The 24365-nt window shown below is 65.3% G+C and carries 25 protein-coding genes and 2 pseudogenes; 12 read left to right on the top strand and 15 right to left on the bottom strand.

The features are described from left to right. Positions 1 to 58 precede the first annotated feature (58 nt). The 3 genes from B9C43_RS55865 (at position 59) to B9C43_RS31800 (ending at position 1815) form a co-directional block, all read left to right on the top strand. On the top strand, positions 59 to 241 hold the full coding sequence (locus B9C43_RS55865; RefSeq protein ID WP_143446740.1) for a hypothetical protein: 183 nt from the start codon (positions 59 to 61) through the stop codon (positions 239 to 241). Positions 242 to 413: 172 nt separating this feature from the next. Further along, entirely contained in the window at positions 414 to 857 is a 444-nt protein-coding gene (locus B9C43_RS31805; protein WP_084430559.1) for a hypothetical protein, read from the top strand. Beyond that, positions 847 to 1815, top strand: coding sequence for a metallophosphoesterase family protein (locus B9C43_RS31800; RefSeq protein WP_160096820.1), 969 nt, complete (start codon positions 847 to 849; stop codon positions 1813 to 1815). Before B9C43_RS31805 ends, B9C43_RS31800 begins: the two co-directional genes overlap by 11 nt. 64 nt (positions 1816 to 1879) lie before the next feature. On the opposite strand, the gene B9C43_RS31795 is transcribed toward B9C43_RS31800, so the two are convergent. After that, entirely contained in the window at positions 1880 to 2569 is a 690-nt protein-coding gene (locus tag B9C43_RS31795; protein WP_084430557.1) for a winged helix-turn-helix domain-containing protein, read from the bottom strand. A gap of 163 nt (positions 2570 to 2732) precedes the next feature. Between B9C43_RS31795 and B9C43_RS31790 the strand changes: the two genes are divergently transcribed. After that, on the top strand, positions 2733 to 4508 hold the full coding sequence (locus B9C43_RS31790; protein ID WP_143446739.1) for a hypothetical protein: 1776 nt from the start codon (positions 2733 to 2735) through the stop codon (positions 4506 to 4508). A gap of 397 nt (positions 4509 to 4905) precedes the next feature. On the opposite strand, the gene B9C43_RS31785 is transcribed toward B9C43_RS31790, so the two are convergent. After that, positions 4906 to 5892 (bottom strand): TolB family protein, encoded by a 987-nt coding sequence (locus B9C43_RS31785; protein ID WP_084430556.1) that lies wholly within the window; start codon positions 5890 to 5892, stop codon positions 4906 to 4908. Positions 5893 to 5905: 13 nt separating this feature from the next. After that, on the bottom strand, positions 5906 to 7156 hold the full coding sequence (locus B9C43_RS31780; RefSeq protein ID WP_407657136.1) for an MFS transporter: 1251 nt from the start codon (positions 7154 to 7156) through the stop codon (positions 5906 to 5908). Between the two features lie 407 nt (positions 7157 to 7563). Here B9C43_RS31780 and B9C43_RS58765 point away from each other — a divergent pair, with 407 nt between their 5' ends. The 3 genes from B9C43_RS58765 to B9C43_RS31760 all read left to right on the top strand — a co-directional run bounded on the left by B9C43_RS58765 (position 7564) and on the right by B9C43_RS31760 (position 10359). Continuing rightward, positions 7564 to 7860, top strand: a complete 297-nt coding sequence (locus B9C43_RS58765; protein WP_084430791.1) for a hypothetical protein — start codon at positions 7564 to 7566, stop codon at positions 7858 to 7860. A gap of 355 nt (positions 7861 to 8215) precedes the next feature. After that, complete coding sequence (locus B9C43_RS31770) at positions 8216 to 8638, top strand: hypothetical protein (protein ID WP_084430555.1); 423 nt, start codon at positions 8216 to 8218, stop codon at positions 8636 to 8638. Positions 8639 to 9639: 1001 nt separating this feature from the next. Next, entirely contained in the window at positions 9640 to 10359 is a 720-nt protein-coding gene (locus B9C43_RS31760) for an ATP-binding protein (protein WP_084430554.1), read from the top strand. Positions 10360 to 10386: 27 nt separating this feature from the next. Here B9C43_RS31760 and B9C43_RS31755 read toward each other — a convergent pair whose 3' ends face one another. The 3 genes and pseudogenes from B9C43_RS31755 to B9C43_RS58755 all read right to left on the bottom strand — a co-directional run. Continuing rightward, positions 10387 to 10821: a hypothetical protein gene (locus B9C43_RS31755; protein WP_084430553.1), complete on the bottom strand. Its 435-nt coding sequence runs from the start codon at positions 10819 to 10821 to the stop codon at positions 10387 to 10389. 463 nt (positions 10822 to 11284) lie between these two features. After that, positions 11285 to 11443 (bottom strand): hypothetical protein, encoded by a 159-nt coding sequence (locus B9C43_RS58760; RefSeq protein WP_235039009.1) that lies wholly within the window; start codon positions 11441 to 11443, stop codon positions 11285 to 11287. A 45-nt stretch (positions 11444 to 11488) separates the two neighbouring features. After that, positions 11489 to 11763 (bottom strand): annotated as a pseudogene (locus B9C43_RS58755) (DUF488 family protein); the annotation flags it as partial. Positions 11764 to 12079: 316 nt separating this feature from the next. Between B9C43_RS58755 and B9C43_RS31745 the strand changes: the two are divergent. Continuing rightward, a complete protein-coding gene (locus B9C43_RS31745) occupies positions 12080 to 12517 on the top strand; it encodes a hypothetical protein (protein WP_200825781.1) in 438 nt (145 codons plus the stop codon). A 37-nt stretch (positions 12518 to 12554) separates the two neighbouring features. Here B9C43_RS31745 and B9C43_RS55860 read toward each other — a convergent pair whose 3' ends face one another. Next, complete coding sequence (locus B9C43_RS55860) at positions 12555 to 12941, bottom strand: hypothetical protein (RefSeq protein WP_143446738.1); 387 nt, start codon at positions 12939 to 12941, stop codon at positions 12555 to 12557. A gap of 132 nt (positions 12942 to 13073) precedes the next feature. Then, positions 13074 to 13943, bottom strand: coding sequence for a glycoside hydrolase family protein (locus B9C43_RS31740; protein WP_235038964.1), 870 nt, complete (start codon positions 13941 to 13943; stop codon positions 13074 to 13076). Between the two features lie 225 nt (positions 13944 to 14168). Between B9C43_RS31740 and B9C43_RS31735 the strand changes: the two genes are divergently transcribed. Continuing rightward, positions 14169 to 16256, top strand: a complete 2088-nt coding sequence (locus B9C43_RS31735; protein WP_084430551.1) for a glycoside hydrolase 5 family protein — start codon at positions 14169 to 14171, stop codon at positions 16254 to 16256. Here the strand turns inward: B9C43_RS31735 and B9C43_RS60210 are convergent. Together B9C43_RS60210 and B9C43_RS31725 are read right to left on the bottom strand one after the other, a co-directional pair. Then, a complete protein-coding gene (locus B9C43_RS60210; protein WP_084430550.1) occupies positions 16143 to 16754 on the bottom strand; it encodes a zinc ribbon domain-containing protein in 612 nt (203 codons plus the stop codon). The genes B9C43_RS31735 and B9C43_RS60210 overlap by 114 nt on opposite strands. 11 nt (positions 16755 to 16765) lie before the next feature. Next, complete coding sequence (locus tag B9C43_RS31725; protein WP_084430549.1) at positions 16766 to 17605, bottom strand: RNA-guided endonuclease InsQ/TnpB family protein; 840 nt, start codon at positions 17603 to 17605, stop codon at positions 16766 to 16768. 11 nt (positions 17606 to 17616) lie between these two features. Between B9C43_RS31725 and tnpA the strand changes: the two are divergent. Continuing rightward, a pseudogene (gene tnpA / locus B9C43_RS31720) lies at positions 17617 to 17826 on the top strand (IS200/IS605 family transposase); the annotation flags it as partial. An 83-nt stretch (positions 17827 to 17909) separates the two neighbouring features. On the opposite strand, the gene B9C43_RS31715 reads toward tnpA, so the two are convergent. The 4 genes from B9C43_RS31715 to B9C43_RS31700 form a co-directional block, all read right to left on the bottom strand. Further along, entirely contained in the window at positions 17910 to 18671 is a 762-nt protein-coding gene (locus B9C43_RS31715; RefSeq protein WP_033380554.1) for a DeoR/GlpR family DNA-binding transcription regulator, read from the bottom strand. A 65-nt stretch (positions 18672 to 18736) separates the two neighbouring features. After that, positions 18737 to 19702, bottom strand: a complete 966-nt coding sequence (locus B9C43_RS31710) for an ABC transporter substrate-binding protein (protein ID WP_033380555.1) — start codon at positions 19700 to 19702, stop codon at positions 18737 to 18739. A gap of 111 nt (positions 19703 to 19813) precedes the next feature. After that, entirely contained in the window at positions 19814 to 20842 is a 1029-nt protein-coding gene (locus B9C43_RS31705) for an ABC transporter permease (protein WP_235038963.1), read from the bottom strand. Continuing rightward, the gene (locus B9C43_RS31700) at positions 20839 to 21639 is read right to left on the bottom strand and encodes an ATP-binding cassette domain-containing protein (RefSeq protein ID WP_084430548.1); all 801 of its coding nucleotides are present in this window, start codon (positions 21637 to 21639) and stop codon (positions 20839 to 20841) included. The genes B9C43_RS31705 and B9C43_RS31700 overlap by 4 nt, the downstream gene beginning before the upstream one ends. 174 nt (positions 21640 to 21813) lie before the next feature. Here B9C43_RS31700 and B9C43_RS31695 point away from each other — a divergent pair, with 174 nt between their 5' ends. After that, on the top strand, positions 21814 to 22863 hold the full coding sequence (locus B9C43_RS31695; protein WP_084430547.1) for an SIS domain-containing protein: 1050 nt from the start codon (positions 21814 to 21816) through the stop codon (positions 22861 to 22863). Between the two features lie 19 nt (positions 22864 to 22882). After that, on the top strand, positions 22883 to 23893 hold the full coding sequence (locus tag B9C43_RS31690; RefSeq protein WP_084430546.1) for an ROK family protein: 1011 nt from the start codon (positions 22883 to 22885) through the stop codon (positions 23891 to 23893). A 221-nt stretch (positions 23894 to 24114) separates the two neighbouring features. Here B9C43_RS31690 and B9C43_RS56930 read toward each other — a convergent pair whose 3' ends face one another. Further along, positions 24115 to 24336, bottom strand: coding sequence for a hypothetical protein (locus B9C43_RS56930; RefSeq protein ID WP_084430545.1), 222 nt, complete (start codon positions 24334 to 24336; stop codon positions 24115 to 24117). Between the last annotated feature and the right edge of the window lie 29 nt (positions 24337 to 24365).

The raw sequence follows: 24365 nt of genomic DNA, 5'->3' as shown, positions 1-24365 counted from the left end.
ACCCGACGGCACATTCACCGCCGGCGCCGGCCCCGGCGTGTGGGTCATACAGGCTGGCATGCTCACGTTCCAGTTCGACGGAATCCGCACGACGTACTCGTCGGCCAGCAGCTCCGGCACAGGCATCCAAAGCACGTTCGGGGACTTCGGCGGCGTCAACGGCTGCCACCTCCTCCTCGGCCCCGGCAGCACTCTCGCCACCACCGACACCACCGAAACCCTCGGCGTGGACGGCCGCTAAGCCAGCCGCAGCCTGATGGCGTTTCCCCTCAGGAAATCGACCAGTAGGTTCCCGTACACCTCCACGTCCATCTTGATCTGCGACAACTCTTTGGCGGATCGAACACTCCGCCGACGAGTTTCAGGCGCAGAACGCTGGAGGTGCCGGTTTGACGAGAAGCACGCACACAAACTTGGCCGTATTAGCCGGCATCGGCGTGCTGCTGAGCGGCGCCGTATGGATGACGTCGAGCGCGGTGCCGCGGGCGACAGCGGCACCGCCCGCCGAGAATCTCACCATCCAGCAATGGCTCAGCGGCCGGGAAGCGCTCCAGATCGAGCTCAACAACACGCTCGTCGAGACACAGCAACTGACCGCACCGTCCAGCCAGGCGACGACAATCTGCCAGAAACTGGCCCGCGTGTCCCAGCAGTTGCTGCACGGCAGGCGTTCACCGCACCCGCATCTCGACACAGCAGCCAACGCCGGCATCACACAGTTCACCAAGGCCGCACAGGCATGCCTGGCAGGTGACCTCTCGCTGACGAGGCGTCAGATCGACGACGGAACAACGCTTCGCGCCGACGCACAGGACGCATTGGATCAGCTCTTGCATGGAGATCACGGTGGCCGCTGAATCCCGCATCGCGGCCTTGGCCTGCATCCTTCTCATGCTCGGGCTCACGAGCGTCGTTGCCCCACCACACGCTCCGGCGGCTCCCCTTCCGGGCGACCCAGTGGTCGTCGCGGTGGGCGACATCGCTTGTGCGCCATCCGATCCAGGCTTCAACGGCGGTCTCGGCAGGCCAGGACGCTGTCGCATGAAGTCCACATCGGACCTCGCTGTCCGGACCGCCCCGGCATCCGTGTTCATGCTCGGCGACGCCCAGTACAACAGCGGCTCGCTTGCCGACTTCAACGCCAGCTACGCCCCGTCGTGGGGCCGGTTGAAGCCGATCACTCGCCCGGCGATCGGCAACCACGAGTACGGCACGCCCGGTGCTGGTGGGTACTTCACCTACTTCGGCAACGCGGCGACCCCGCGGCAGCCGGGGTGTGTGAAGAACTGCGAAGGCTGGTACAGCTTCGACGTGGGCCGGTGGCACGTGGTGGTGCTGAACTCGGAGTGCACGAAGATCAGCGGCGGCACGGGATGCGCCGTCGGGTCACCGCAGCAGCAATGGCTGGCCGCCGACCTCGCGGCGCATCCGGCCAAGTGCACCGTGGTACTGCAACACCGGCCACGGTGGAGTTCCAACAACTTCGCCAGCGCGGATGTGGCGCCGCTGATGGACACCATGTACAGGTACGGTGTGGATCTGCTGCTGGCAGGGCACTCCCACACGTACGAACGATTCGCACCGCAGAACCCGTCCGGAGTACGGGACGATGCTCGCGGCATCCGCGAGATCGTGGTCGGCACGGGTGGCTCGTTCTACAGTGGATTCGCCACGGTCATGCCGAACAGCGTGGTGCGCAAGGCGCATGTCTTCGGTGTCCTCAAGCTCACCCTGCGCCCGGCGAGCTATGACTGGGCTTTTGTCGCGGACCCCGACACGCCGTTCACCGACTCTGGAACGGGACACTGCCACTGACCTAGCACGACGAGCAATCCTGTGCTCAGCGTGAAGCGGGTCCGCAGCCGTCGCAGGTGCACCATCAACTCCCGGTGTCGGACGTACAACGGACGTATAAGTGGTAACCCACTCGACGCACCGTTTCCAACCGTACGGATGAGGTCGAGAGATCGAGCTTGCGGCGCAAACTCGCCACGTGCACATCCACGACATTGGACAGCCCGTTGTAGTTCATGTCCCATGCCTGTTCGAGCAACTCGGCACGGGTTACTACCTGTCCCATCCGGACCATCAGGTACCGGAGAAGGGTGAACTCCTTTGGGGTCAACGGAACGAGGACACCCGAACGCCACACCCGGTGTGCCGTCAGATCCATGCGTATCTCTCCGGCCTCGATGTTGGTGTCGCCCATGGTCACCGGGCGTCGCAGCAACGCCCGGACCCGCGCCGCGAATTCCGGAAAGTCAAAGGGCTTCGTAAGATAGTCGTCCGCTCCAGCATCCAGCCCACGCACCTTGTCGGTCAACCCGGCACGGGCAGTCAGCACGAACACCCGGGTACGGCCCTCAGCCTTGAGCTGCCTGCACAACGTGAGCCCGTCTCCGTCCGGCAGACCCAAATCCAGTACCACAAGCGCGTAGTCCGTGACGACGCACGCCTCCTCCGCCGCCGTCAACGTGCCGACGTGGTCGACCGCGTGTTTTTCATCACGTAGTCCCCGAAGCAGAACAGCGGCCATCGCCGCGTCGTCTTCGACCACTAACAACCGCACTCACCCAGTATCACCGCAACTCCGCCATCCTCCGAGTCGCTCGCCACCCCTTCATCATCCGTTCATGATCCACATGCGACGTTCCCCTCGTCCCAGGGCAGACCCCCGCGGGACACCGACGGGAATGAAAGGCATGAATCAGATGTCCACAAGACGGAAACTGATGACCGTCCTGACAACGGCGGTGGCCACGGTCGCGCTGACCACAGGAGAAGTCCAGGCGGCCGACAACCAGGTCCTGGTGGATTTCTACGCACTCGACAAGTCGGGGGCGCCGGTGCGGCTGAGCGTCGGCGACGGCCTCAAGGTGATCCACCACAGCTCGGAAAAGGACCCGAAGGACGTGCGCTCGAGCGAGGTACTGCTCGACCCGGAGACTCTGGAGGCGATTCCCGGCAAGGCTGGCGAGGTGCGGGTGACCGATGACGGCGCCGGTCACCTGCGGCTGGCGTTCACTGCGCGGAAGCTGCGGTCGGGCAAGGGCCCGGCGCTGGCGCTGGCCTGGCCGACCGGCAAGGGCTATTCCTACGTGGTGATGGACAACGGCGGCCAGGGATACGCCAAGGCGCCGGACAAGCCGGTGGTGTTCAACTACCAGGCGGCCAAGGATGTCGAGGTCCACCTGCGGGCACGGGTGGCCGCCGTCCCCAGCTACCAGCCGCCGGCGGCGTACACCAACGCGTTGGCACAGGCCACGAGCGAGCTTGGCAAGGTGGGAAATGCCCCGTCTCCGCCCACTCAAGGACGGCACGGCGAACGCGCGCTCAGTGCCCTGCACACCGCATATGACGCCTTCATAGCCGACTACGGGCCACGCGTCGCCCAGCAGCGGATGGCTTCGGCGCCACCCAAGCAGGACGCGCGACCGTGGCTGGGCGCCACCATCGTCGAATCAAGCTCGGCGTCGTTCTACGACAACGTCTGGCGCCGCATGGTCGCGGCTACAACGCCGCTGGGCAAGCAGGCAGGCTACGGCTGGGTGCGGATCGTGTTCGAGCTCGAAAACGGGACGACCGTCGACTTCAGCAATTACGACACGGCCATCAGGAACGCCCACAAGGCGGGCCTACGGGTGATGGGCGAGATTGCCGACTCGTCCGCCGCGGCCGAGCTGACCACGCCGCAGTACGTGACGCGGACACGGAACCTGCTCAAGCACTACGGGCGTTCAGCCGACCCTGAGCTGCGGATCGATGCGTGGGAGGTCGGCAACGAGGTCAACGGCTGCTGGGTCGACAACAAGAACTGTGGTGAGCCGGTGCGCCCGCGTGACCGCATTCACGTCAAGGCCGGTGCGGCCGCGCGGGCGGTCAAGCAGGACAGCCCGACGACGCCCGCCGTCCTGACGCTGTTCTGGGAGTTCGGTGCCGAGGGACCGGCGTACTCGCCGTTCAACTGGATCGCACCTGGCTCCGGCAATCTCCAGTGGACAGACCGCGACGGTGTCAAACGCGACCTGATGGCCGATGTTGACGTCGTGCTGCTGTCGGTCTTCACCGACAACGCCCCACTGGGCATCTCCACCGATCGGGTCATGTCCACTCTGGACCGGCGGGTGTCCGAACTGTCCAAAAAGCTCAATAAGCAAGTGCGGGTGGGCATCGGCGAACTGGGCTACTGGTGCGGACGCGACGGGCGCCAGAAAGCGTCGGTGTACGAGTGGTGTGAGGACATGAACCGCGTGTGGCCGCTCGGCAGCACCCGTATGGACAACGCCAGCCTCGAGGCGGATCGCTCGTACATGGTCGACCAGTACACCCGTGCGGCGCTGGCCACCGACCACGGTATCGGTGGCGGCTTCTACTGGTACGCGCTGCAAGAGATGTTCCCGCGGAAAACCAAAACCAGCCTGTGCGCAGCGCTCAAGGCAGTCACCGACGCCGTCGGCCCCAAGCCGGTCAACCAGTCCGACACAGCGGTGCCCGGGAAGCCCTGTTGACCTTCGGCTGCGCAACGCCAACACGGCGTTGCGCAGCCCTCGATGTTGGAGGAGCAATGAAAAAGATCTCCGTCGCGCTGGCCGCGACGCTGAGTATGAGTTTCCGTCGATCACTGTCACGGCCCCAGCGGCAGGCGCCCCCACCTGACCGGCCATCAGCGGTCTGTCGTCTCATTACCGGATATCTGCCCGCGAACGGACGCGGAACAGTTATGCGCCAGCGCGATCGGTCAGCAGGTTCCGCACCAACAGGCTGCCGAGGAGTTGATCGACCACCTCAACGCCATCGGCTGGAACTGGTGTGGTGCAAGGATTTTTCGTCTCCACCGCTGGTACTGGCGATCACCTGTCTGACGACGTGGTCGACTCGAAGTACTACAACGCCTTGACCCACACGTCACCCCAGCACTGCTGGGGATTCCCCGTCTGGGAGCAACAGGCGTGGTGTTCCGGAGCCGTCCGCGGGCACCGACCAGACGTCGGAATGGCCGATACCGCGGGGAATCGCGTAGGCGACGGTGCGATCGTCGATCCACACGGCCTGGTCGTCGACGTTGCGTGGTTCCGCGAGTGGTGTCACGGCGGCGGTGGAGAGGTCGAGCACTGACAGCCGCCATCCCCGCGCCGGGCCACCGTCCACTGCGGACTTGAACGCCAGGCGCGTACCGTCCGGGGAGAGCGACGGGCACTCGACGTTCTCCCGCACCGTCCGGACGGTGCGCGAGGCGAAATCACCATCGACGAGATAGCGACGGCCGCCGGTCGACATGGTCGCGAAGAAGCGGTTGTCGTCCTTGGCGAAGGTGACACCCCAGAAGTTCACGTCGGCCGCCGAGTAAGGCTCGCCGTTCACAGTCACCGCGTAGTCCTCCAACGTGCGTGTGCCCTCACCGGTCGCCGTGTCCAGAATGCCGGTGCGGGTAGAGAAGAACGTCCCCCCGCTGTAGGAGTCTCCGGTGACGAACACGGTCCATGTGACCATCCGGCCACTTGGTGAAACCCTGGCCCGGCTGGGCAACCCGAACAATGGGACTTCCCGCTTCTTCTCGAGTTGTTCGTCGAGGACGACGACCTCTGTCGTGAGGTCGCTGTCCTGGCGCAGACAGATTCCGGTGCCGCCAGCAGCGTGAACACGGGTGCAGGACACCGGCGACACCGCGCGTGGACCGCCGGGGTCGGTCGCGGAAACGGTGACCAGGTGTCCACGGTCCGCGTCCGCGGTGCTCCGGGCGAGCAACTCCGGGCCGGGGGTGAGGGTCACGGCGCCGGCAGTGCCGACGACGGCCGCGCCCCGGTTGCGCACAGCAGAAAGTCCTATGTAGACGACAGCGGTGGTGGTGAGCACCACGGCGCCGGCGATCGCGATCAGTGTTCGGGTGTGCACAGCTTGGCCTCCTTCATTGCCGGCGCGGGACCAGCAGCACCAGGGTGATGACGATCGCGAACACCACAGCGCACACAGCTAATCCGATCGCCATGCCCGCGCCCCAGACCTGCCAGGCAAGTCCGAAGAGGACGGACGAGACGAAGTAAGCGAATGCCTGCCCGGTTTGGATGAGCGCGATCCCGGTGGTGCGCAATACCTCCGGCAGGATCGGGCTGACGAGCGCCATCAGCACTCCGTCGGTGGCGGCGTAGAAGGCGCCGTACAACCCGAGCGTGATCACGAGCACCGGCCAGCCCGAAACCGGGCCCGCGAGCAGCAGATAGACCATGGCCAAGGCGCCATAGCCGCAGAGCACCACCGGGAGCCGGCCGAACCGGTCAGCCAACGCGCCGAGCGGCGCGGCCAGCACCAGGTAGGCGAGGTTGGTGCCGACGGCGAACAGCGGAAACCACACGGTGGCGATTTCTTCCTTGCGCTGCAACAACAAGTACACGAATCCATCGCCGATGGCCGCCATCCCGAGCACGCAGGCGGCTATGAACAGCCGGCGCACCCCGGCGGCGCGCAGGAGAGTGAGAGCAGCGCGCGGTGACACGCTTCCGACGGACGGGCGTGGAGCCTGATCGTCACGGACGAACAGCACGAGCAGCAGCACACCGATCGCGGCGATGCAGAAGCTGCTGACGAACACGGCGTTGAACGCGTCGACGCTCACGGACGAGCCGATCACGGCGAGCACCCCGAGCGCGACCAGCGGACCGGCGAACGCGCCCGTGCTGTCCATCGCGCGGTGCACCCCGAAGGCCCGGCCGAGCATGGATTCCGGTACGGACAACGTGATCAGCGCGTCGCGCGGTGCCGTCCGCAGCCCTTTACCGACCCGATCGACAGCGATCATGGCGCCGATCGCGGCCACTGACCCGCCAGCCGCCACCATGCCCAGCTTCGTGGCCGCAGAGAGCGCATAGCCGATGCCCGCGACAGTCTTGCGCTTGCGCGTCCGGTCGGCGAGATAACCGCCGACCAGCCGGAGCAGCGCGGTCGCTCCGGTGTAGAGGCCGTCGACCAGCCCGTAAACCACAGGACTCAGATGCAAGCCGAGCACCAGGTAGATCGGCAGGATCGCGCTGACCATCTCGGCGGAGATGTCGGTGACCAGACTGACGGCCCCTAGCGCGACGACGTTCGAGCCGATCGCGCCAAGCTTGCACCGGGACACCGTGCCGCGGTTCTCCCGGCGACCGATGGTGGACAGGTACACGTGTTCGCCCTTCTACGGCCCGCGTGGGCGCCACGCCAGGCACCAGATGTCAGGGCAAAATGATGAACGACGAAAGGGGAACACTTTTATGCGTCATTCCCGTCCATCCTGCGGCCAGAACGTAAACAAAAGGAAACATCGACCGCCGTTGGCGAGCTTTCACCATTGTCCAACATTGGCCATGATCAGCGCGGGCGCCCGCCCACACTGGACTTGCTGAGACCAGAATATGACATTGGCGACAACGCGCCAAACACTCACCCGAATACACGCTTGCACGATGTCTGACATAGGGAAAGGTGACGCAGGTACAAGGCAAACATCCCATCGTCGGATAGGACGTTTCACGCAGATACAATTCTGGGAAGGAGCTAATCGTGACAAGCGAGCGGGGTATATGGGCGTCTCTGACGATCGCTCACATCGAGCATGTCGGCCACCACCACTCGCATGGTGAAGGCTGTGGCCACGTCGCCATACCGCACGATGATCACGTTGACTACGTGCATGACGGCCACTTGCACCGAGGCCACGCGGGTCACTACGACGAGTGTGAGGCGACCGAACACGCCTCGCATCCCGGACATGACCACAAGCACGGTGAGAATTGCGGCCACGTCGCGGTGCCGCACGGTGATCACATCGACTATGTGCACGACGGCCACCGCCACGCCGCTCACGGAAACCACTACGACGAGCACTGAAGGCCCCCGGCAGAGACCGAGGTCCACCGCGGCATCGAATGGTGTAACGTCCGGCTCGGCCTCGCTTTCTTTTGTGTTCTCTTGCACGGCTTCCCTTCCTGCACCTCGCGGACAGGTGACCAGCTCGACGAGGGACAGGCGAAGCGCAACAGAACTCGCCTTGGTTTCCGGTGATTGACTGGGAAAGCAGTCTGTTATCGAGGTCTGGAAAGAATAGGCGGCCATTCGTCTGGCTCCGTCTTACTGTCGGTTCCGGGGCCGGGAAGGGGGCTACTTGCCCCCGCCTATATCCCGATCTGACAATGGGCGCCACCCATTTGATCAGTTATTTCTTGATAACTGAGGAGAAACTGTCATGACGAATTCAATTGTTCGGCGCTCGCTGGCCGCGGCAGGCGTGGCGATTTTCATGTCCGGGCTCCTGCCCGGGGCTGCTTCCGCCGCAGAGGCGCTACCGCAATTGCAATGCGAGGGCCTGGTGGATCCCCCGGAGCTAGAGGATGACGGAGCTGTGCACGCGGAGGCCGGCGCCAACTGCTCCCGCCGGGTGGACGTGGTCGGGGTACGAGTGTGGCTGCAGAAATACGACGACGAGGAATGGAAGGAAGTCGCGAAGGGTTCCGGCAGGAAGGAGAACGTTGACGGCGGGGAGGCCCACACCAAAGTTCGGTGCAAGTCGGGCCAGTACCGGACAGTAGCCACGTTCTACGCACGCCATGACAAGTATACCTACCAGAATCGTGGAGTGAGCTGGCCAGTCCGTATCCACTGCCGCTGACTCTGCGCTCGCAGCTTTATGACGACCTCTCGATCGGACGTGAAGCTCGCTGTCCGCGACGGACGCTTCTGGTACTTCTTGAGGCTAGGTGTGTCCTGACCGAGAAAAGTGCTCCTGGGTTGGGAGAATGAAGGTATCTAAGCCTATTCCCCATCATAGCCAAGGAGCACTTTTCTGGTGCGGAACCAGACCTCTCGAGGATCGAGACGTCAACCTGCCACCCCCGCGAATGATCAAGGCCAGCGTCGGGCACACCACCCGCGTCTTGGACAGGACCTTCCACGATCCTCACCACCACCGAGCCGACACCGACCGAAAGCACATCCGGACATGCCGCCTTGTTGACAAACAAGGGACACAACAAGCCAGGTGGGTATCTCTGACGTTCGCGCCATCACGAGTCGAGCTCTCCCACCTCCTCTCGGTCCAAATTGGACGGTCGGCGCCATTGACCTGGCGAGATCTGCCGTCGTGCGCGGTGCGCGCCAGGCGTGTTCGGTGTCGCGTTGCCGCATCGTGTCTTTGTGGCGGATCGGTCGCGGTCCTTGGCCACGAACCGTCAATTTCGAGACCTGGCAGTGCCTTCACATCCGAGCGAACGTCACCCCTCGCCACTTTCCTTTCAGGGCAACGGAGTTGAGAGTCTCCGGAGCCGGTGCGAGCGCGCTAGGGTGTGCCTATTGGCAGGTTGGTGCCTCGATCGGGTGACTTGTGTGCGCATCGCACCTGCGCCACAGTCGAAGGATGGGTTATCGAGACCTGACGATCCGCGTCTTTGGGAACGTTTCCAACTGCCGGTACACCGCACTGGCCTGTGAGATCAGTGCGCGGCTGGCGGAGGTAGGATTGGACAGACGCGCGGTTCTGGTGACCGACGACAAGATCACCGGCGCCGAGATGGAAATCGCCAGCAGGGGCAGCCATATATGTCGTGTGCGCGGATAGTGAGCACATCAGCGAGTTAGGTCCGCCGGTTCGGCGATCAACTGAACTCCAATGCGATGAGCTACTGCACCAACGCCACCGTGGACCTCGCCCCGGCGCTGGGCGTGCCGGAACACACTTCACTGTTCGTCCATGATCGACTGCTGTCCACATCGGACAACCCGTTCCGGACTCCCGGCGAGCTGTATGCGGTCCTGTCGGGTGCGGGAATCGCGTTGCGGTGGACCGAAAGCGTCCGCGCCACCAACGGTTGGTACGAAGCGGGCAAGAGCACGAGGTCGAGAGTTTCGCAGCGGTCTCGCAAGGTAACCACCCACAGTGATTCGTCTTCGGCAGAGAGGGCCCGCAGCGTGAACCTTCCGGGAGAACACGAGCGCGTCGCGCGCCTCACGGTGCCTACCAGGCCCGCGGACCTCCACGCGGTACGGCATTGGGCCGCTTGTCACGTCACGGATCTGCCGCCAACCGTCCAGGCGGACGTCGTGCTGCTGTGCAACGCATTGGTCAGCAACGCCGAGACGCATCGTGGCGGGGTTCGAGAAATACGGCTACTGCGCCCGGACCCCGGTTGTGTACGGGTCGAGGTGGATGACTGGGCTCCCCCGCCAGTTGTCAGGCCCGCTCCGTCGAACTGGACGCCGGAAGGCCTGCACCTGCTGTTGATCGAGCGCCTGTGTGCCCGGTGGGGCGCGGCGCCGGGCCGGGGCGGCACGACCATGTGGGCATACGTGCCAGTGGTCGCACCTCGGAAGGTTACGCACGCACGGCACACCTAGATCGGGAGCGACAAAACCAGCCTGCTATCAATAACCCGACGGTTTCGGATTGGTGTGTTCGACGACAAGACCTGCCTGCGCAACCAGTTGGCCGTAGACATCGGCCGCGACCCACCAGCCATGCAGCTCGGTGGGCGTCTGTCCGGCGTAAGCGCTGGGTGCGTGGGAGCCGGGCGGCGAAACCGTGCCCAGTGGCAGCGTGTTGTTCAGGTGAGGGCCTCGGCGGAAGTGTCGCCAGAACTCGGCGTCGCCGGTAAGGTCCAGGCGGACGATGGGTGTGCCGTCGGGAATCTCGAAGTCCGGTTGCTGCAAGAACTTCTGCAATGTCACCGGACTGCTGATGTTCCGCGGCTCGTCGGCGCGAGTGCCGTCGAGCGGGGTAGCGACCGCAGTGACATTGTCGGCCTGGCCGACCTGGATCAGGTGGACGCGATAGCGCCGAACGGCGGGTTCTGACACCATGGTCGTTCCTCGCTCTCGCGGATTTCCGTGTCGCACAGAGGTGCAGCGGGTTTGCGGAGAGGCCGACGGCGGTCTCGACCCCACGCTTTGCTGTCCACGACCTGACGTCGGCGCCACGCCCGATACAGCGCTCCGGGCGGTCTTGATGTGGGCGACAGGACGAGCGAGTACGCCCGCCTCGTCGTGCTGGAACCGGTCGCCCAGGCTGTCGCCAGGTCGGAACATGCGGGGCCCTTGGTCCACGCGAGGGACACAGACCCATCGAGCCAGTGCGGTGCGGCCTCATCGGATAGGGCCGTTGGAAACGGCCCGCCGGAGTTGCCGTGTCGAGTCGTGCCCGATGTCAGCATGTTTCATGACGTCAGCCTCTGGCAAGGGGCCAATTACGCGGCTATCCCTCGTCGATCCCTCGTAGCTACGCCGTCCATAAGGGACGGTCGGATGTCGGCGGCAGGGCCGGACATCAGCGGCATGGTGGCCGGGTGTTGCCGGCGTCGTAAACGATCAGGCCGTCCGTGCGTAGCCGGGCGAGGTCGCTCGGCCGGTGCGGCTCCTGCCGACCGTCGTAGTGCAGGTGAAGGACCGGCACGTTGCGTGCCAGTGTCACGAAGTCGGCGATCATCCGTCGGCGGCAGCGCCACCACACTGCCTCGGCGCACATGACCGCAGTGCACTGTGCCGCTGCGGTAGCCAACAGCTCGTCCATTGCTGCAAGGAATTGTGGCGAACGCATGTGGGCGGCGTACCCGGCGAAGGCGCGGTGTCGGGCGAGTCCGGTCTCGCTGAGCGCCAGCCGCCAAGCCGGCGCTCCCAGCGGTAGGCGATGCCTTGCATAGGCAGCCACTGCGCGATCTGGCCGCGGGCTACATGCGGGGTGCGCCCGCTGCTCGGCGCGGTCCGCACGTCGACCAACGTATCGATACCGGTCCCGCGCAGGAGCATCACGATCCGCTTGGCGCTCGCCGTGCCGTGGCCAAAGGTGAGTAGAGGCTCGGTCATCCTCGCAGGGTTCCCCTAGCCGCCACTGGTCCACGCCGAAAGGCTTAGGACACGGGGTGAGGTCCGGTATGGACTCGGCCAAGCGTGCGTCGTGTGGCCAAAAGTGGCCACGTGGCCAGCAATGCAGGCTCGCCACCGCGGAGCTGGACAACTCGCCGACTCGGTACCCAATCAGGTAGTTGTCACGGTGTGCTGAGTGCTCGCCTGACTCCACTCTGGTGGAAACCGGTGAAGGTCTGCTCGAGGCGAGGCGATCACGATGTCAGTCACCAGCATCCACAGGGCAGCAGAGCAGTTGGACGCTGTGCTTGACCGCGAAGACCGCGACGAGGAACTCGGACAGCTGTCTCCTCATGAACGGCTCTCGTGCCCGGTGCACCGCAGGTGGGTTCACCAGTGCGTCAGCTCGCCGTTGCATGTCATCCCGGTGACCGGGCACCGCTGGTGCCGTCGGTGCGAGTGCGCGCAGTTGATCGCGGTCGACGAGATCAGTGGGACGGTGTCGATGTCGTGCCCGAGCTGCGGTGAGGTTCCGACGACGCTGCCCAGCCGTCAGATCATGCGGACGTGCCGGGCGAGTTTGGCCGCGTGGCGGCTGCATCGTGCCCCCGCGCGGACTCGAAACCAGCCCGGTGAACAGGGCCAGTCAACGGAGCCTGCCCTGTTCACCGGGTATTCAGCTTGCTCGGCCTGCTGACCCCGTGATATCCCTGATCGGGAAGAGCCTGTCTTGGTCAGCCGTGCATAAGGCGACCCTTGACCGAGACGGACTTCTCCGGCGATGGGCCCGTCACGGACTCAACAGTGCCCTCTCCGCATGCTTTCGGGGAGTCAACCTTATTGGTACTGCCGTCTTCCATCGTGTACCACAGCCGTACCCAGACGCACTTCCCGTCATCCTTCTTGTCGCGCACCTCTCCCTTGGACTGCCCGCCCTTCCAGCAGACCGTGCCCTCAGCGGATCCCCAGGGCTTGTCTTCTTTGAAGTTGCCGCAGTTGGCTTCTTGCGGCGCGGAGTGACTCTGCGGTGCAGGAGTTGCGTGCCCGGGACCGGCGAGGCACATCAGTGAAATACCGAGCGTCGTCGTGAGTCCGACCGTGGACAACCAGTATTTACGCATCTAACCCTCTCTGGTGTGCGGTGAGTAAAGCGAAAGCAGTTCATCGCGAAATTGTCGCCATACTGCGACAGAGCCCCAATACTAGGCCAGATGCTCGACAAGTGTAGGTGGCCATTTGCGCGGCCCCGGCCCTCACTTGTTCAAGGCCGCCGCCCGGTGCTCAACGGTCCACACTTCGCCGGTCAACTTGCAGTAGTACACGTGGAGCTTGTGCTGGAAAACATGCTGAAAAAGGCACGCGGAGCCGTCGCCAAGCACCGGGTTATGCCTGATCTCACGGAAAGAACGGTCAGGAAAGACACTGGTCAGGACGTTGGTCTCCCAGACCCCTCGTCGAAGGACTTCGACGGCGAGATAGTACGTACCGCGATAATAGAGAACATTCGGTGCCGCCAGAGTGGTGTTCGCGGAGAGGAGTACCTTCGCGGGACTGTTCACCAGCCCGCGGACGGACTTCGCCGACTTGACCAGGATCTCCCACTTCTTGGTGTCGTCACCGCGATACCAGTAGAGGTAGTACCGCCCACTTCGCGGATCCTTGAAGAGGTTCGGATTCTGGTTTCGCCACCCCTTCTCGGGTGGAACGAGCGTGACCGGATCGGTGAAGTGCAGGCCATCGCGACTCGTCCGCGTCACGATGTAGCTGTCGCCGCAGTAATCCACGGTGTGCACCATGCGGAACTCATCCTTGATCAGCAGGACGGATGGCCACCGTTCACCGTGCTCGTGAAACAGGGGAACGGGATCCTTCACCCAGTTGACGAGATCATTGCTCCACGCCCGGCCGATGCCGCCGCATTCTTGAAGACCGTAGTAACCCCAATACCGGTATCCGCCGCGAGGGACTTCGACCACGCTCAACGTGTGCGGCGCTTCAGTCTCCCAACCGGACTGGGTAAGAACGGTGGTCGGCGGGCCAAGCGGAAAGTAAGTCGTCTCAGGCGGCAATGACTCGCCGAATGCCGCCTGAGGACTGGTACCGAAAAGCACGACCAGAGTCATTACTCCGACGATCGCACGCAGCCGCAGGGACATTTCAACCGCCTCTCAATCGCCAGTGTGCCACGTCAACCATGGTCCACCCGATATAGGTTCACAGGCAGTGGCCGATTCATTGGCCCCTTGTCCAAGAACGGCATCCAAAGCAGGCTGGCATTGGCAGCCCGATTCCCCGGTTCCGTAATTCGGATTGCGGCTCGTGAGTCGCCGCTCGGGAGTGATTCAGAAATGGTCAGCAAAAGCACAGAATCCGCAGAGCTCGACCGGCACACCAGCGGCGGGTCCGAACTGGTACGCAGGGGACGGCACTTCCTCTGTCGTGATGGCCGGGCGTTCGTACCGGTAGGCACGCACGTGGTGCCGAGGTCGGGTCCCGACTGGGCAAAACGGGTGGGTGCCGCGGCGTTCGACGAGGCGTTCGCCCAGCTCGCCTCGCTCGGGCTGGACACTGCGCGGATCGACGTGCTGTGGGAGGCCGTGGAGCCTGCTCCGGGACAGTACGACGAGGCGCATCTCGCGGTCCTCGACGAGGTTCTCGCCGCTGCTCGCAAGCACGGCGTGCTACTGCATCCCTGCCTGTTCGTCGGCGGAGAAGTCGGAGACGCGTACTGGGACATACCGTGGCGCAACGGGCGTAACCCGCACACCGACGCCGAGCTGCTGCGGGCACAAGCTGCGCAGGCGCGGATGCTGGCGGAGCGCTGGCGTGGCGATCCCGCTGTGCTCGGCTGGGATCTCACCGATGAGCCGCCGTACTGGATCATCGCCGGAACGACCGATGCCGAGGCACGCGGCTGGACCACTGACCTGGTCACGGCACTGCGCGGAGAGGACCCAGAGCACCTGATCACCATCGGCACGGCGTCGCAGGAGGTGAGGGGCGGCCCTTTCCGTGCCGACGTAGTGGCCGATCTGCTCGACTTCACCTGCGTGCATCCGTACCCGATCTATTCGCCGGACCTGTTTCCGGACGGGTTGCTCGATCCCCGGATGACTCACTCCGCGGCGTTCGAGACGGCGCTGACGGCCGGCGCGGGCCGGCCGGTGATGCTGCAGGAGTTCGGTGCTTCCTCCACCCAGTACCACCCTGAGCGGATCGCGGCCTACGACCGGTTGTTCCTCTGGTCGAGTTTCGGCCGCGGCGCCATCGGGTTTCTGTCCTGGTGCTGGTCGGATGCCGAGCCGGAGGCCTACCGGCGCGTCCCTTACGTGCGATGGCCGCACGAGACTCAGTTCGGCTTCACCGATGCCTCCGGCGAGGTGCGGCCACGTGGGCGGGTGCTGGCCGAGTTCGCGGAAGCCATCCGCAGTGTCGACCTCGACGGCTACGCCGGGCGCGGGCCGGATCCGCGAGCCGGCATCGTGGTGCCGTACGAGTACGTGCACCCCTACGACCGGAGATTCTTCGGCCTCGACGAGAAGTCCGGCATCTACACCCCGGCCGAGCCGGTGTGGAATCCCGATCCGGGTGTCGTACCTCTCGTACACGGGTGGCTGAACGCGTTCGTCCTGGCCGCACGCGCCGGCATCGCGGTCAGTTTCCCCCGGGAATGCCCGGAGGACGACCACTGGCCGGAGCTTCGCCTGTTGCTGCTACCGGCACCGTTGACAACCACCTCGACAACGCTGTGGCACGTGCGGACCACCTTCTGGCGAGGCACACCCGCTTTCCACGCCGCGGGAGGAACGGTGTACCTGTCGCTGTCAGCCGACAGTGCCATTCCCGAGATGACCGAGCTGGCCGGCTGCCGGATTCTCGACCGGGAACCCGCGGACCCGGCCGTGCGAATGACTTTCGTCGAGCCATGGGGGCCGTTCGCTCCTGACGACACCATCGAGATTCCGGCTGCCGACGACAACCCGTCCACTCGGGGGGTCCTGCTCGACGTCGTCGACGCCCGCACAGTCGCTGTCGACGAGCACGGGCACCCGGCCCTCGTGGTGGCCGACCGAGCCAACGGACACACCGTGACCTGCGCTTTCCCAATCGAGTTGCTACTGGCGCGCATCCCCGACGCGCACCGGCGCCACGCGGACTGGTACGGCTTGTACACCGGTTTGGCCGAGCTGAGCAACGCCAGGGAGGACGCTTGGGCCGACCACCCCGACGTCACCAGCGGGGTTCTGCTCGGTGACCGTGGTGGGCTAGTCGCGTTGACCAATCACAGCCCTGCACAAGTGGAGTTCGACCTCGTGCTGCCATCAGGCGCGATCGCGCGCGAAACCTTGCCGCCCCGGACAGCGGGTCCCAGGGGCAAGGTCAGATTGAACGCCTACGACACGGCGGTCGTGACCTGGGATCATCCAAGCTCTTGACGTCCTCTCCCGCCTGAAGGCGGGAGATTCCTCCTGGTCATGATGCGGCGACCTTGGGGATGGTTCACGCAACCGGCTCGCCGTGCGGCGGCCTTGCCCGTGTGGACTGCGCGTGCTCTGTGAGCCAACACGACCGCTCGTGCGGGCTCCCGCCTCCCACTTGGTGGTGGGTTTCCGTCCGGCGGTGCTGAATGCCCGGTCAAGGATGGCGCGCGAGGCGTTGCGGTCGGCGTGTTCGGTGTGCCCACATGCCACGCACGCAAACAACCGGCCGCAGCCCTCGCGGGATTCGGGGTCGCGAACGTGGCACTTCGAGCACGTCTGCGACGAACCGTGCGCCGGTACCGCGACCAGGACACCGCCATACCGCTGGGTTTTGTACCCGAGCTGGCGGCGGATCTCGAACCATCCCTGATTGGCGATGGACTTGTTCAACCCAGCCTTCTGGCGAACCCGCCGACCGGGTTGGTCAACAGTGCCTTTGGCGGAGCGGAGCATGTTGCGAACCTTCAGTCCTCGACCGCGATCAAGCCGTGGTTTTTGGCCAGGTCGGTGGTGAGCTTGTGGTTCCAGTCCGCGCGCCTGCGGGTCTGCCGAGACTTCAGGGCCGCGATCCGACCGATGGTCGTGCGCAGCCGGGTGCTGTACTTGCCTCCGTTGTGTTTTCTTCGCGAACGCCATCTGCCTGGCCTTGCGCTGCTCCAAACCGCGCAGGCGCTGCCGCTCGCCTGGAGTGAGGGCGGCCGAGCGCTGCCGCTCCCGGTCTTCGTCGGAAACGAACACCGAGCACGCGATCCCCACATCAACACCGACCGGCGTGCCCGTGTTGACAGGCGTCTCCGCTGGCTCGGGGACGTGGACACCGAACGAGATGTGCCAGCCAAGCCATCCCGGCTGACTGTGGCGTTACGGACGGTGCCGTCGATCGGGCGGGACAACCGGATTCGCACCCACCCGATCTTCGGGAGCTTCACCTGCGCGGTGCGGCGCGACACCTTATGCACCGCGACCGCCTGGCCAGGAAACGTCACGCCTTGGCCATGGTGCTTCTTCTTGAACTGTGGGAACCCTGCCGGGTGGTGCGGGTTCCAGAAGTTGTCATAGGCGGCGCCGAGCTGTCGGAGGACCTGTTGAGCGCATTGGGCGGGCAGGTCCCGCAGCCAGTCGTGCTCGCGGCGGGCCTCGGTCAGCTCCGCGCACTGCTCCACCGCGCGCACCGTGGCCCGCCGCGCGGACTTGTACGCCCAGATGCGTTGTGCCAACGCGGTGTTCCACACCGTGCGGCAGGTGTGTGACCACGACGCGAGTCGTTGCGCCTGTCCCGTGTCCGGGTATAGGCGGAACCGCATCGCCGTGTTACTTCCCGCCCAAGATCGCAATCTCGAAGCTGGTCAACAGCCTCAAAGGCGTGTCCAGCCGATTGTTGCGCAAGGAGTTCGAGGACCTGCGGTTCGCGTACTGGAAAGGCGTCCGGTTGTGGTCCGGGTCGTACTTCGCCGGATCGGTCGGCGGGGCGCCGATCAGCGTGGTACGCCAGTACATCGAGCAGCAGGCTCGACCCAGCGTGTGAGCACCGACCTGACGGCCGGTGGCCGGTCTTCACCTCCGCCCTGAAGGACGGAGCACTGCCCGGCCATCCAGGTGCAGGCCCGGTCAGACCGTCACGACTTCTGGGCCGCGTTCGGCTATCGCGTGCGCCAGTGCGGAGTCGACGTTCGTGTCGGTGACCACGGTGTCGAGCTGCTCGACTCCGCAGACTCGGGCGAACGCGATCGTGCCGATCTTGGTGCTGTCGGTCACCACGATCTTGCGCCGGGCGCTGGCCGCGGCAGCCTGCTTCACCGCGGCGTCCTCGGGAATGTATTCCGTGACACCGGCTTCGGGGTCCACCCCGCCCGCCGAGAGGACCACTGTGTCGAAATACAGGTCGGTGAACGCCCGTTGCGTCATCGCACCGATGATCGAGCGCTCACCTGGTCTGGTGATGCCACCGGGAATCATCACGGTGAGGCCGGGCTCGTCGGCGAGCAGGTCCGCGATCCGCAGGCTGAGCGCGAGCACTCGCAGGTTTCGCCGTCCCCGCAACGCCTTCGCCACCTCGATCGTGGTGGTTCCGGCATCGATGATGACGGTTTCGCCGTCGTGTATCAGTTCGGCGGCCGCTCGGCCGATCCGCTCTTTCTCGTCGACGCGCTGCAGGCGGCGCGCATGGTAGGCCGGTTCGTAGCTTCGGGACGGCGGGGCGGCGGCACCGCCGTGCACCCGGGTAAGAGCGCCGACTTGTTCCAGCGCCTCGAGGTCGCGGCGAATCGTCATCTCCGACACACCGATCCGGGCGGCGAGTTCCGACACCTGGACGTTTCCCTTGGCCTGTACCAAATCCAGGATCAGCTGGTGGCGGTTCTGCTTGCTCATGGGTTTTCGGAATCCTCGCTGACCAGGGTGCGGCGTGTCCGGCGCATGGTAACCGGCAGCGGAGCTCAGCACGGCCGGTAAAGGTATTTGGCGACACCGGGCTCATCGACATTCGCCGCGGTGGCCATCACGATCGACGTCGTCGACTCCGGCTGGACGGGTTGCCCCTTGACCGCGGCCAGAGCCTGCTCCACGCCCTTTTCGCCGATCTCGAAGGGCTTGTGCAGCAACAGCGCGGCGACTTCGCCCTTCTTCAGCTGGTCCACCTGGAACGGCTGCGCGTCGCCGGACATGAATTTCACCCGGTCCTGTTTTCCGGCCTCGCGAAGCGCGGTCACGACGCCCTGGGCGTCACCGCCGTTGAGGGTGAACACCGCGGCCAGATCGGGGTGCACGGACAGCGTCGCCGCGACCAGACTCGCCGACTTCGCGGCGTCACCCCCGCTGAACTGGGTGGGAACCTGCTGAAGTCCGGGATATCGAGTCAGCGCGTCAGTAAGTCCCTGGCGGCTGAGATCGCTGGTTGTCACGCCGGGCGGACTCGCGATGACCAGGATCTTGCCCTGGCCGTTCACCAGGGTGTTGAGCTGCCTGGCGGCTGCGGCGCCGAGCTGCACGTAGTCCGAACCGACGACCGCGGCGACGATGTCCTTGTTCTTCAACGTGGTGTCGACCGTCACGATTTTGGTGCCGGCGGCGTGGATCTGCTTCAGCGGCGGGTACAGCGCGGTGTCGTCCGTAGGTGCGATCAGCACCGCCGCCGGACGTTTCGCGGCCACCGAGTTGACGATCTGGACCTGCAGCGAAGTGTCGAAGGCGCGGGGACCTTGCAGGTCCAGTTCCACACCGAGGCGGTTCGCCGCCGCCTTGGCCCCACACTCCATCGCCTTGTAGAAATCGTCGCCTTCGTTCCCCACGATCAGGGTCATCTTGGGCCGAGTCGATGCCCCTTCCTCGGTATTGCCGCATCCGTTGATGCCGATGGCCAAGGCCAGCGTCACCGCGGAGAGGGCTATGAGCTTCGTACGCATGATGGTGGTGCTGCTTCCTACTCATTGATCACAGTTGATCGTGGTTGGATGTTTCGCTCTCCACACCGGCAGTGGCCTGTGGTGTTGGAGTCCGGGTCCGGCAAACGCCGGTCAACCGGAAGTCCGGGCGCGACGCAACTGGTCGGCCAGCACAGCGATGATGAGCACGGCCCCGACGGCGACGTGTTGCCAGTACGGGACCAAACCCATGATGACGAAACCGTTCTGCAGCACGGCCGGGATGAAGATGCCGATGCAGGTGCCGAGGATCGTGCCGATCCCGCCGAACAGGCTCGTGCCACCGATGACCACAGCGGTGATCACCTGCAGGTTGTCCGTCGCGTGCCCGGCTATGGTGGTCGTGCCGAACCGCGCCAACGACAGGTAACCGGCGAGGCCGGCCAGCGCCCCGGCGATGGCGTACACAGTGATCAGATGTGATTTGACGTTGATGGTCGCCCGCTCGGCCGCCTGCACGTTGGCGCCGATGGCGTAGGTGTGCCGGCCGAAACGGGTCTGCGCGAGCAGGACACCGAACACGCCCGCGACCCCGAGGGCGATCAGCACGAGCCAGGGCACGCCTGCCACCCGGCCGCCCCCCATCTCCACCAGCACGCCAGGGACCGTCCGAACGTCCAGGCCGTCAGTCAGGATGAAGGCGAGGCCGAGCGCGGCTCCCAACGTGCCGAGGGTGACTACGAATGAAGGGATCTTCGCCTGCGCGACGAGCACACCGTTGAGGACACCCCAGGCTATGCCGCTGGCCAGTGCCACGGCCAAACCGGCAAGCGCGGTGTCCCAACCGTCCCCGCCCATCGCACCCATCGCCTTGGCCGAGACCACTCCGGAGAACACCAGCACTGCTCCCACGGAGAGGTCGATGCCGGCGGTGATGATCACGAAGGTCGATCCGACCGCGAGCACCAACAGCACGGCGGCGTCGACGGCGATGTTCCTTGCGTTGTCGGTGGTGGCGAACTCGGCGGGGGCGAGCAGCGAGAAGATCGCGATGACGACTACCAGGACGAGGAAGATCATGCTGGTGGAGCGGCCGGTCAGCCGACGCAACCGGGTCACGCCCGAAAAGGGCACCGAGGTGGCTTCACTCGTGTGCCGCCCTGCTTGCCTGAGTCGGCTCACCGCCGACCTCCGTTCAGTGTGTCCCGCTCGTCCGACAGGTCCTCGGTTTCCGCCCCCGTGATGGCGGCGACGAGGCTTTCGGTTGTCGCCTCGGCGGCACGAAGCCGGGCGACCCGTCTGCCGAGACGCATCACCTCGATGCGGTCCGCGACCGCGAGCACCTCGGGGACGCTGTGGCTGATGAGCACCACCGCCACCCCGGAGGACCGGACGCGTTCGATGAGCTCCAGCACGTTGCGGGTCTGGGTGACGCCGAGCGCAGCCGTTGGCTCGTCCATGAAGACCACCCGGCTGGCCCACATCACCGCTCGGCACACCGCGACGCCTTGACGCTGGCCGCCGGACAGCGACTCCACCGCACCGTGCTCGGCACGCACGGTGACCCCGAGCCGCTCGAAGGCCTCGCGCGCCTGTGCCCGCATGGCGGCGTGGTCCAGAAAACCGAGCCTGCCCACAAGTCCTTTGCGGACCAACTCCCGGCCGAGGAACAGGTTCGCGGTCGGGTCAAGCGTGTTGGCCAGTGCGAGATCCTGGTACACGGTCTCGATTCCGCGCCTGCGCGCGTCCTGTGCGGATGTCAACGACACGCGTTCGCCGGCGGACCAGATCTCCCCGTCGTCCGGGGTCAGCACGCCGGAGAGTGTCTTGACAAGGGTGCTCTTCCCCGCTCCGTTGTCCCCCATGAGGGCGACCACCTCGCCCTCATGCACTTCGAAGTCGGCTCCGCGTAGCGCTTCGACGCGACCGAAGCTCTTCCTGATGCCGCGAGCCTCGAGCAGTGCCGGTGGACTCGCCATCCTGTCTCCTCGCATCCTCGGTCGATTGGGACGAAAAGTACCCATACGAACAGCAATTTGCAATCGATTCGAACAGAAATTCTGTGCGGTTAGGTTGTTTTCGCGATCGAATCTGTGCGACGCTCCGTTCGCGCGGTTCGTGTGCTACCTGATGCGCCTGAGGAGAACAACGCTGTGCCCGACTCCCTTGAGCAACCTCTCGAGCAGTTGCCCCGCTACGTCCAGGACATCCTGGAGCAGCCCCCGGCCCTGCGCGGCCTACTGACCGCGGGGCTCGGCTCGGCGGCGACCACCTTCCTGTCCCAAGGGCTCGCGGGCTTCGACCGGATCGTGATCACCGGAATGGGCGCCTCCCTGTACGCGAGCTACCCGAGCTACCTGCGCCTGGCCAGGGCCGGTCTGCCGGTCTGGTTGGTGGAGACCGGGGAACTGCTGCATGACGTGCCCGAACTGGTCACTGGCCGTTCGCTGCTGTGGGTGGCGTCGCAGTCCGGTGAATCGGCGGAGGTCCAGGCTCTGCTCGAGCAGTGCGTCAACCCTCGGCCAACTGTGCTGGGCATCGTGAACAACACCGACAGCGCGTTGGCCCAGGCGGCCGATGTTGTCATCGAGCTGCATGCCGGCGAGGAGAGGGCCGTGAGCACTCGAACGTATGTCAACACGCTCGCCGCGTCAGCGCTCGCCGTCCGCCTCGCCCTCGGTGAGCCCGAGAGCACCGATCTCTTCGCCGCGGTCGGCGCCGTGCAACGCTACCTTGACGACTGGCGTGCGCACGCCGACGCGATCGGCGACGCGATATCCACACCGGATGCCCTGGTCATCCTCGCTCGGGGTGCCTCCCTCGCCGCGGCAGGCACCGGGGCACTGATCATCAAAGAAGCAGCGAAATACCACGCGGAAGCACTGAGCACGAGCCAGTTCCGGCACGGCCCGCTGGAGATGGTCGCCGTGGGCGTCACCGTCGTGCTGCTCGAAGGCGATCGGCACACCGCGCCGCTCGGCCAACGACTGGCCGATGACATTCGCCGGTACGGCGGGCGAGTTGTCTGGCTCGGCCAGACAGTGCCCGACCCGGACGCCCTCTCCCTTGCGGCCTGCCGCGGGGCGGCGCGGCACATCGCGGAGATCCTCCCGCTGCAATTGCTCAGCGTCGTACTCGCCGAGCGCGCCGGCATCGAGCCAGGTGTGTTCCGTCACCTGGAAAAGGTCACCAGGGTGCTGTGATTGACTGGAGGTACGAACGATGGCCAACGCCTCCCCGGAGGTCAAGAACCACACCACGCTCGCGCTGGACATCGGCGGCACGTGGATCCGTGCCGCCACGGTCACGCACGACGGACGATTGCTTGGGGCGCGCAAGCAGGCGAACCCCACCACCAGTTCCGCGACGGAGATCCTCGCGTTGTGTGCGCAGCTGGCTGATGAGGCGCGGGCCGCCAGCCCCGTGCCGCCGCTGGGACTTGGGGTGAGCACGACCGGGCCAGTGAATCCGCGGACCGGGGTCCTGTACGACCCGCCGAACACACCAGCCGGATTCTCCGGCCTGCCCCTCGGTCAGTACCTGCGAGAACAATTGGACCTGGCGGTGGTCGTGGACCGGGACGCCAACGCGGCGGCGCTCGCCGAGCAGCGTTTCGGCGCGGTCCGAGGCTGCACTGACTTCGTGTACCTCACGGTCTCGACGGGCATCGGCGCCGCGGTCATAGCCGACGGCGAGCTGTTGCGTGGCGCCGACGGTGCTGCCGGGGAGCTCGGTCATGTGGTGGTCGCCCCTGACGGGCCGGTGTGTGGCTGCGGCCGCCGCGGGTGTCTCGAAGCGGTCGCAGCCGGGCCGGCGATCGGGCGGGCCGCCGACCGGCACGCGCAGGCCAATCCCGGATCCGGCCTGGCCAAGCTGCGTGACTCGCTCGGCGGAACTCCAATACGAGGCCACCACGTCGGCGTCGCGGCCCTGGAAGGTGACCCTGATGCCCGCAAGATCCTGGCCGCCGTCGGAGCGGCCGTGGTCTCCAGCATCGTCGACATCGTCAACGTGTTCAATCCTCAGCGGATAGTGCTGGGCGGCGGCGTCGCGATGGCCCAACCAAACTGGATAGAAGAAGCGAACGACGCATTGCGACAGTCAGCGCTGCAACCAGCGAGCGAGACCGCCCGCGTCGTCCCGACCGAGCTCGGCGACAACGGCGGGCTACTCGGCGCCGCGCTCCTGCTCGACCAGCCAGATCATGGTGCCCGGCACCGCCGCCAAGAATAGTCGATCCTCGTGTCGATTTAGTTCAGCACATATCTTTTTGACGGTTTGACTGGGCAATCCAGTCAAACCGTCAACGATTTATGATTCACCTATTGTCGCGGCCGGAACGGACGTCGCCGACACACGGCCCTGACCTGACACCTCGATCGACCTGCCGATTCACCATCGGCTCAGTCATTACACGGAGTAGCATCGAACGGACTCGACCCCCACCATTCGTGTCATTGACACGAGTATGGCCTCGTGAAACCTTCGCGTGGCCTCTTGTCCAGCGTGCTGGTCCAGTTGACCGCCTTGGCCAGCAGTTCGTCCACAGTGGTCGCGCGGGCGAAGCGGCGGACCGTGCCGTGGTCCAAATCCAGCTGGCGGCTGATCGCACCCAGCGATTGTCCCTGGACGCGTAGTTCTTGCACAGCAGCGAATCGCTCGCGGGTGCGCCTCACCAGTCGGCGTTCTCGTCCGCAGGCGTCGA

This window comes from Kibdelosporangium aridum (assembly GCF_900176515.1).
GTDB lineage: Bacteria > Actinomycetota > Actinomycetes > Mycobacteriales > Pseudonocardiaceae > Kibdelosporangium > Kibdelosporangium aridum.
The sequence above is the reverse complement of the archived record's forward strand: the minus strand, read 5'-3'. Positions and strand labels throughout refer to the sequence as shown.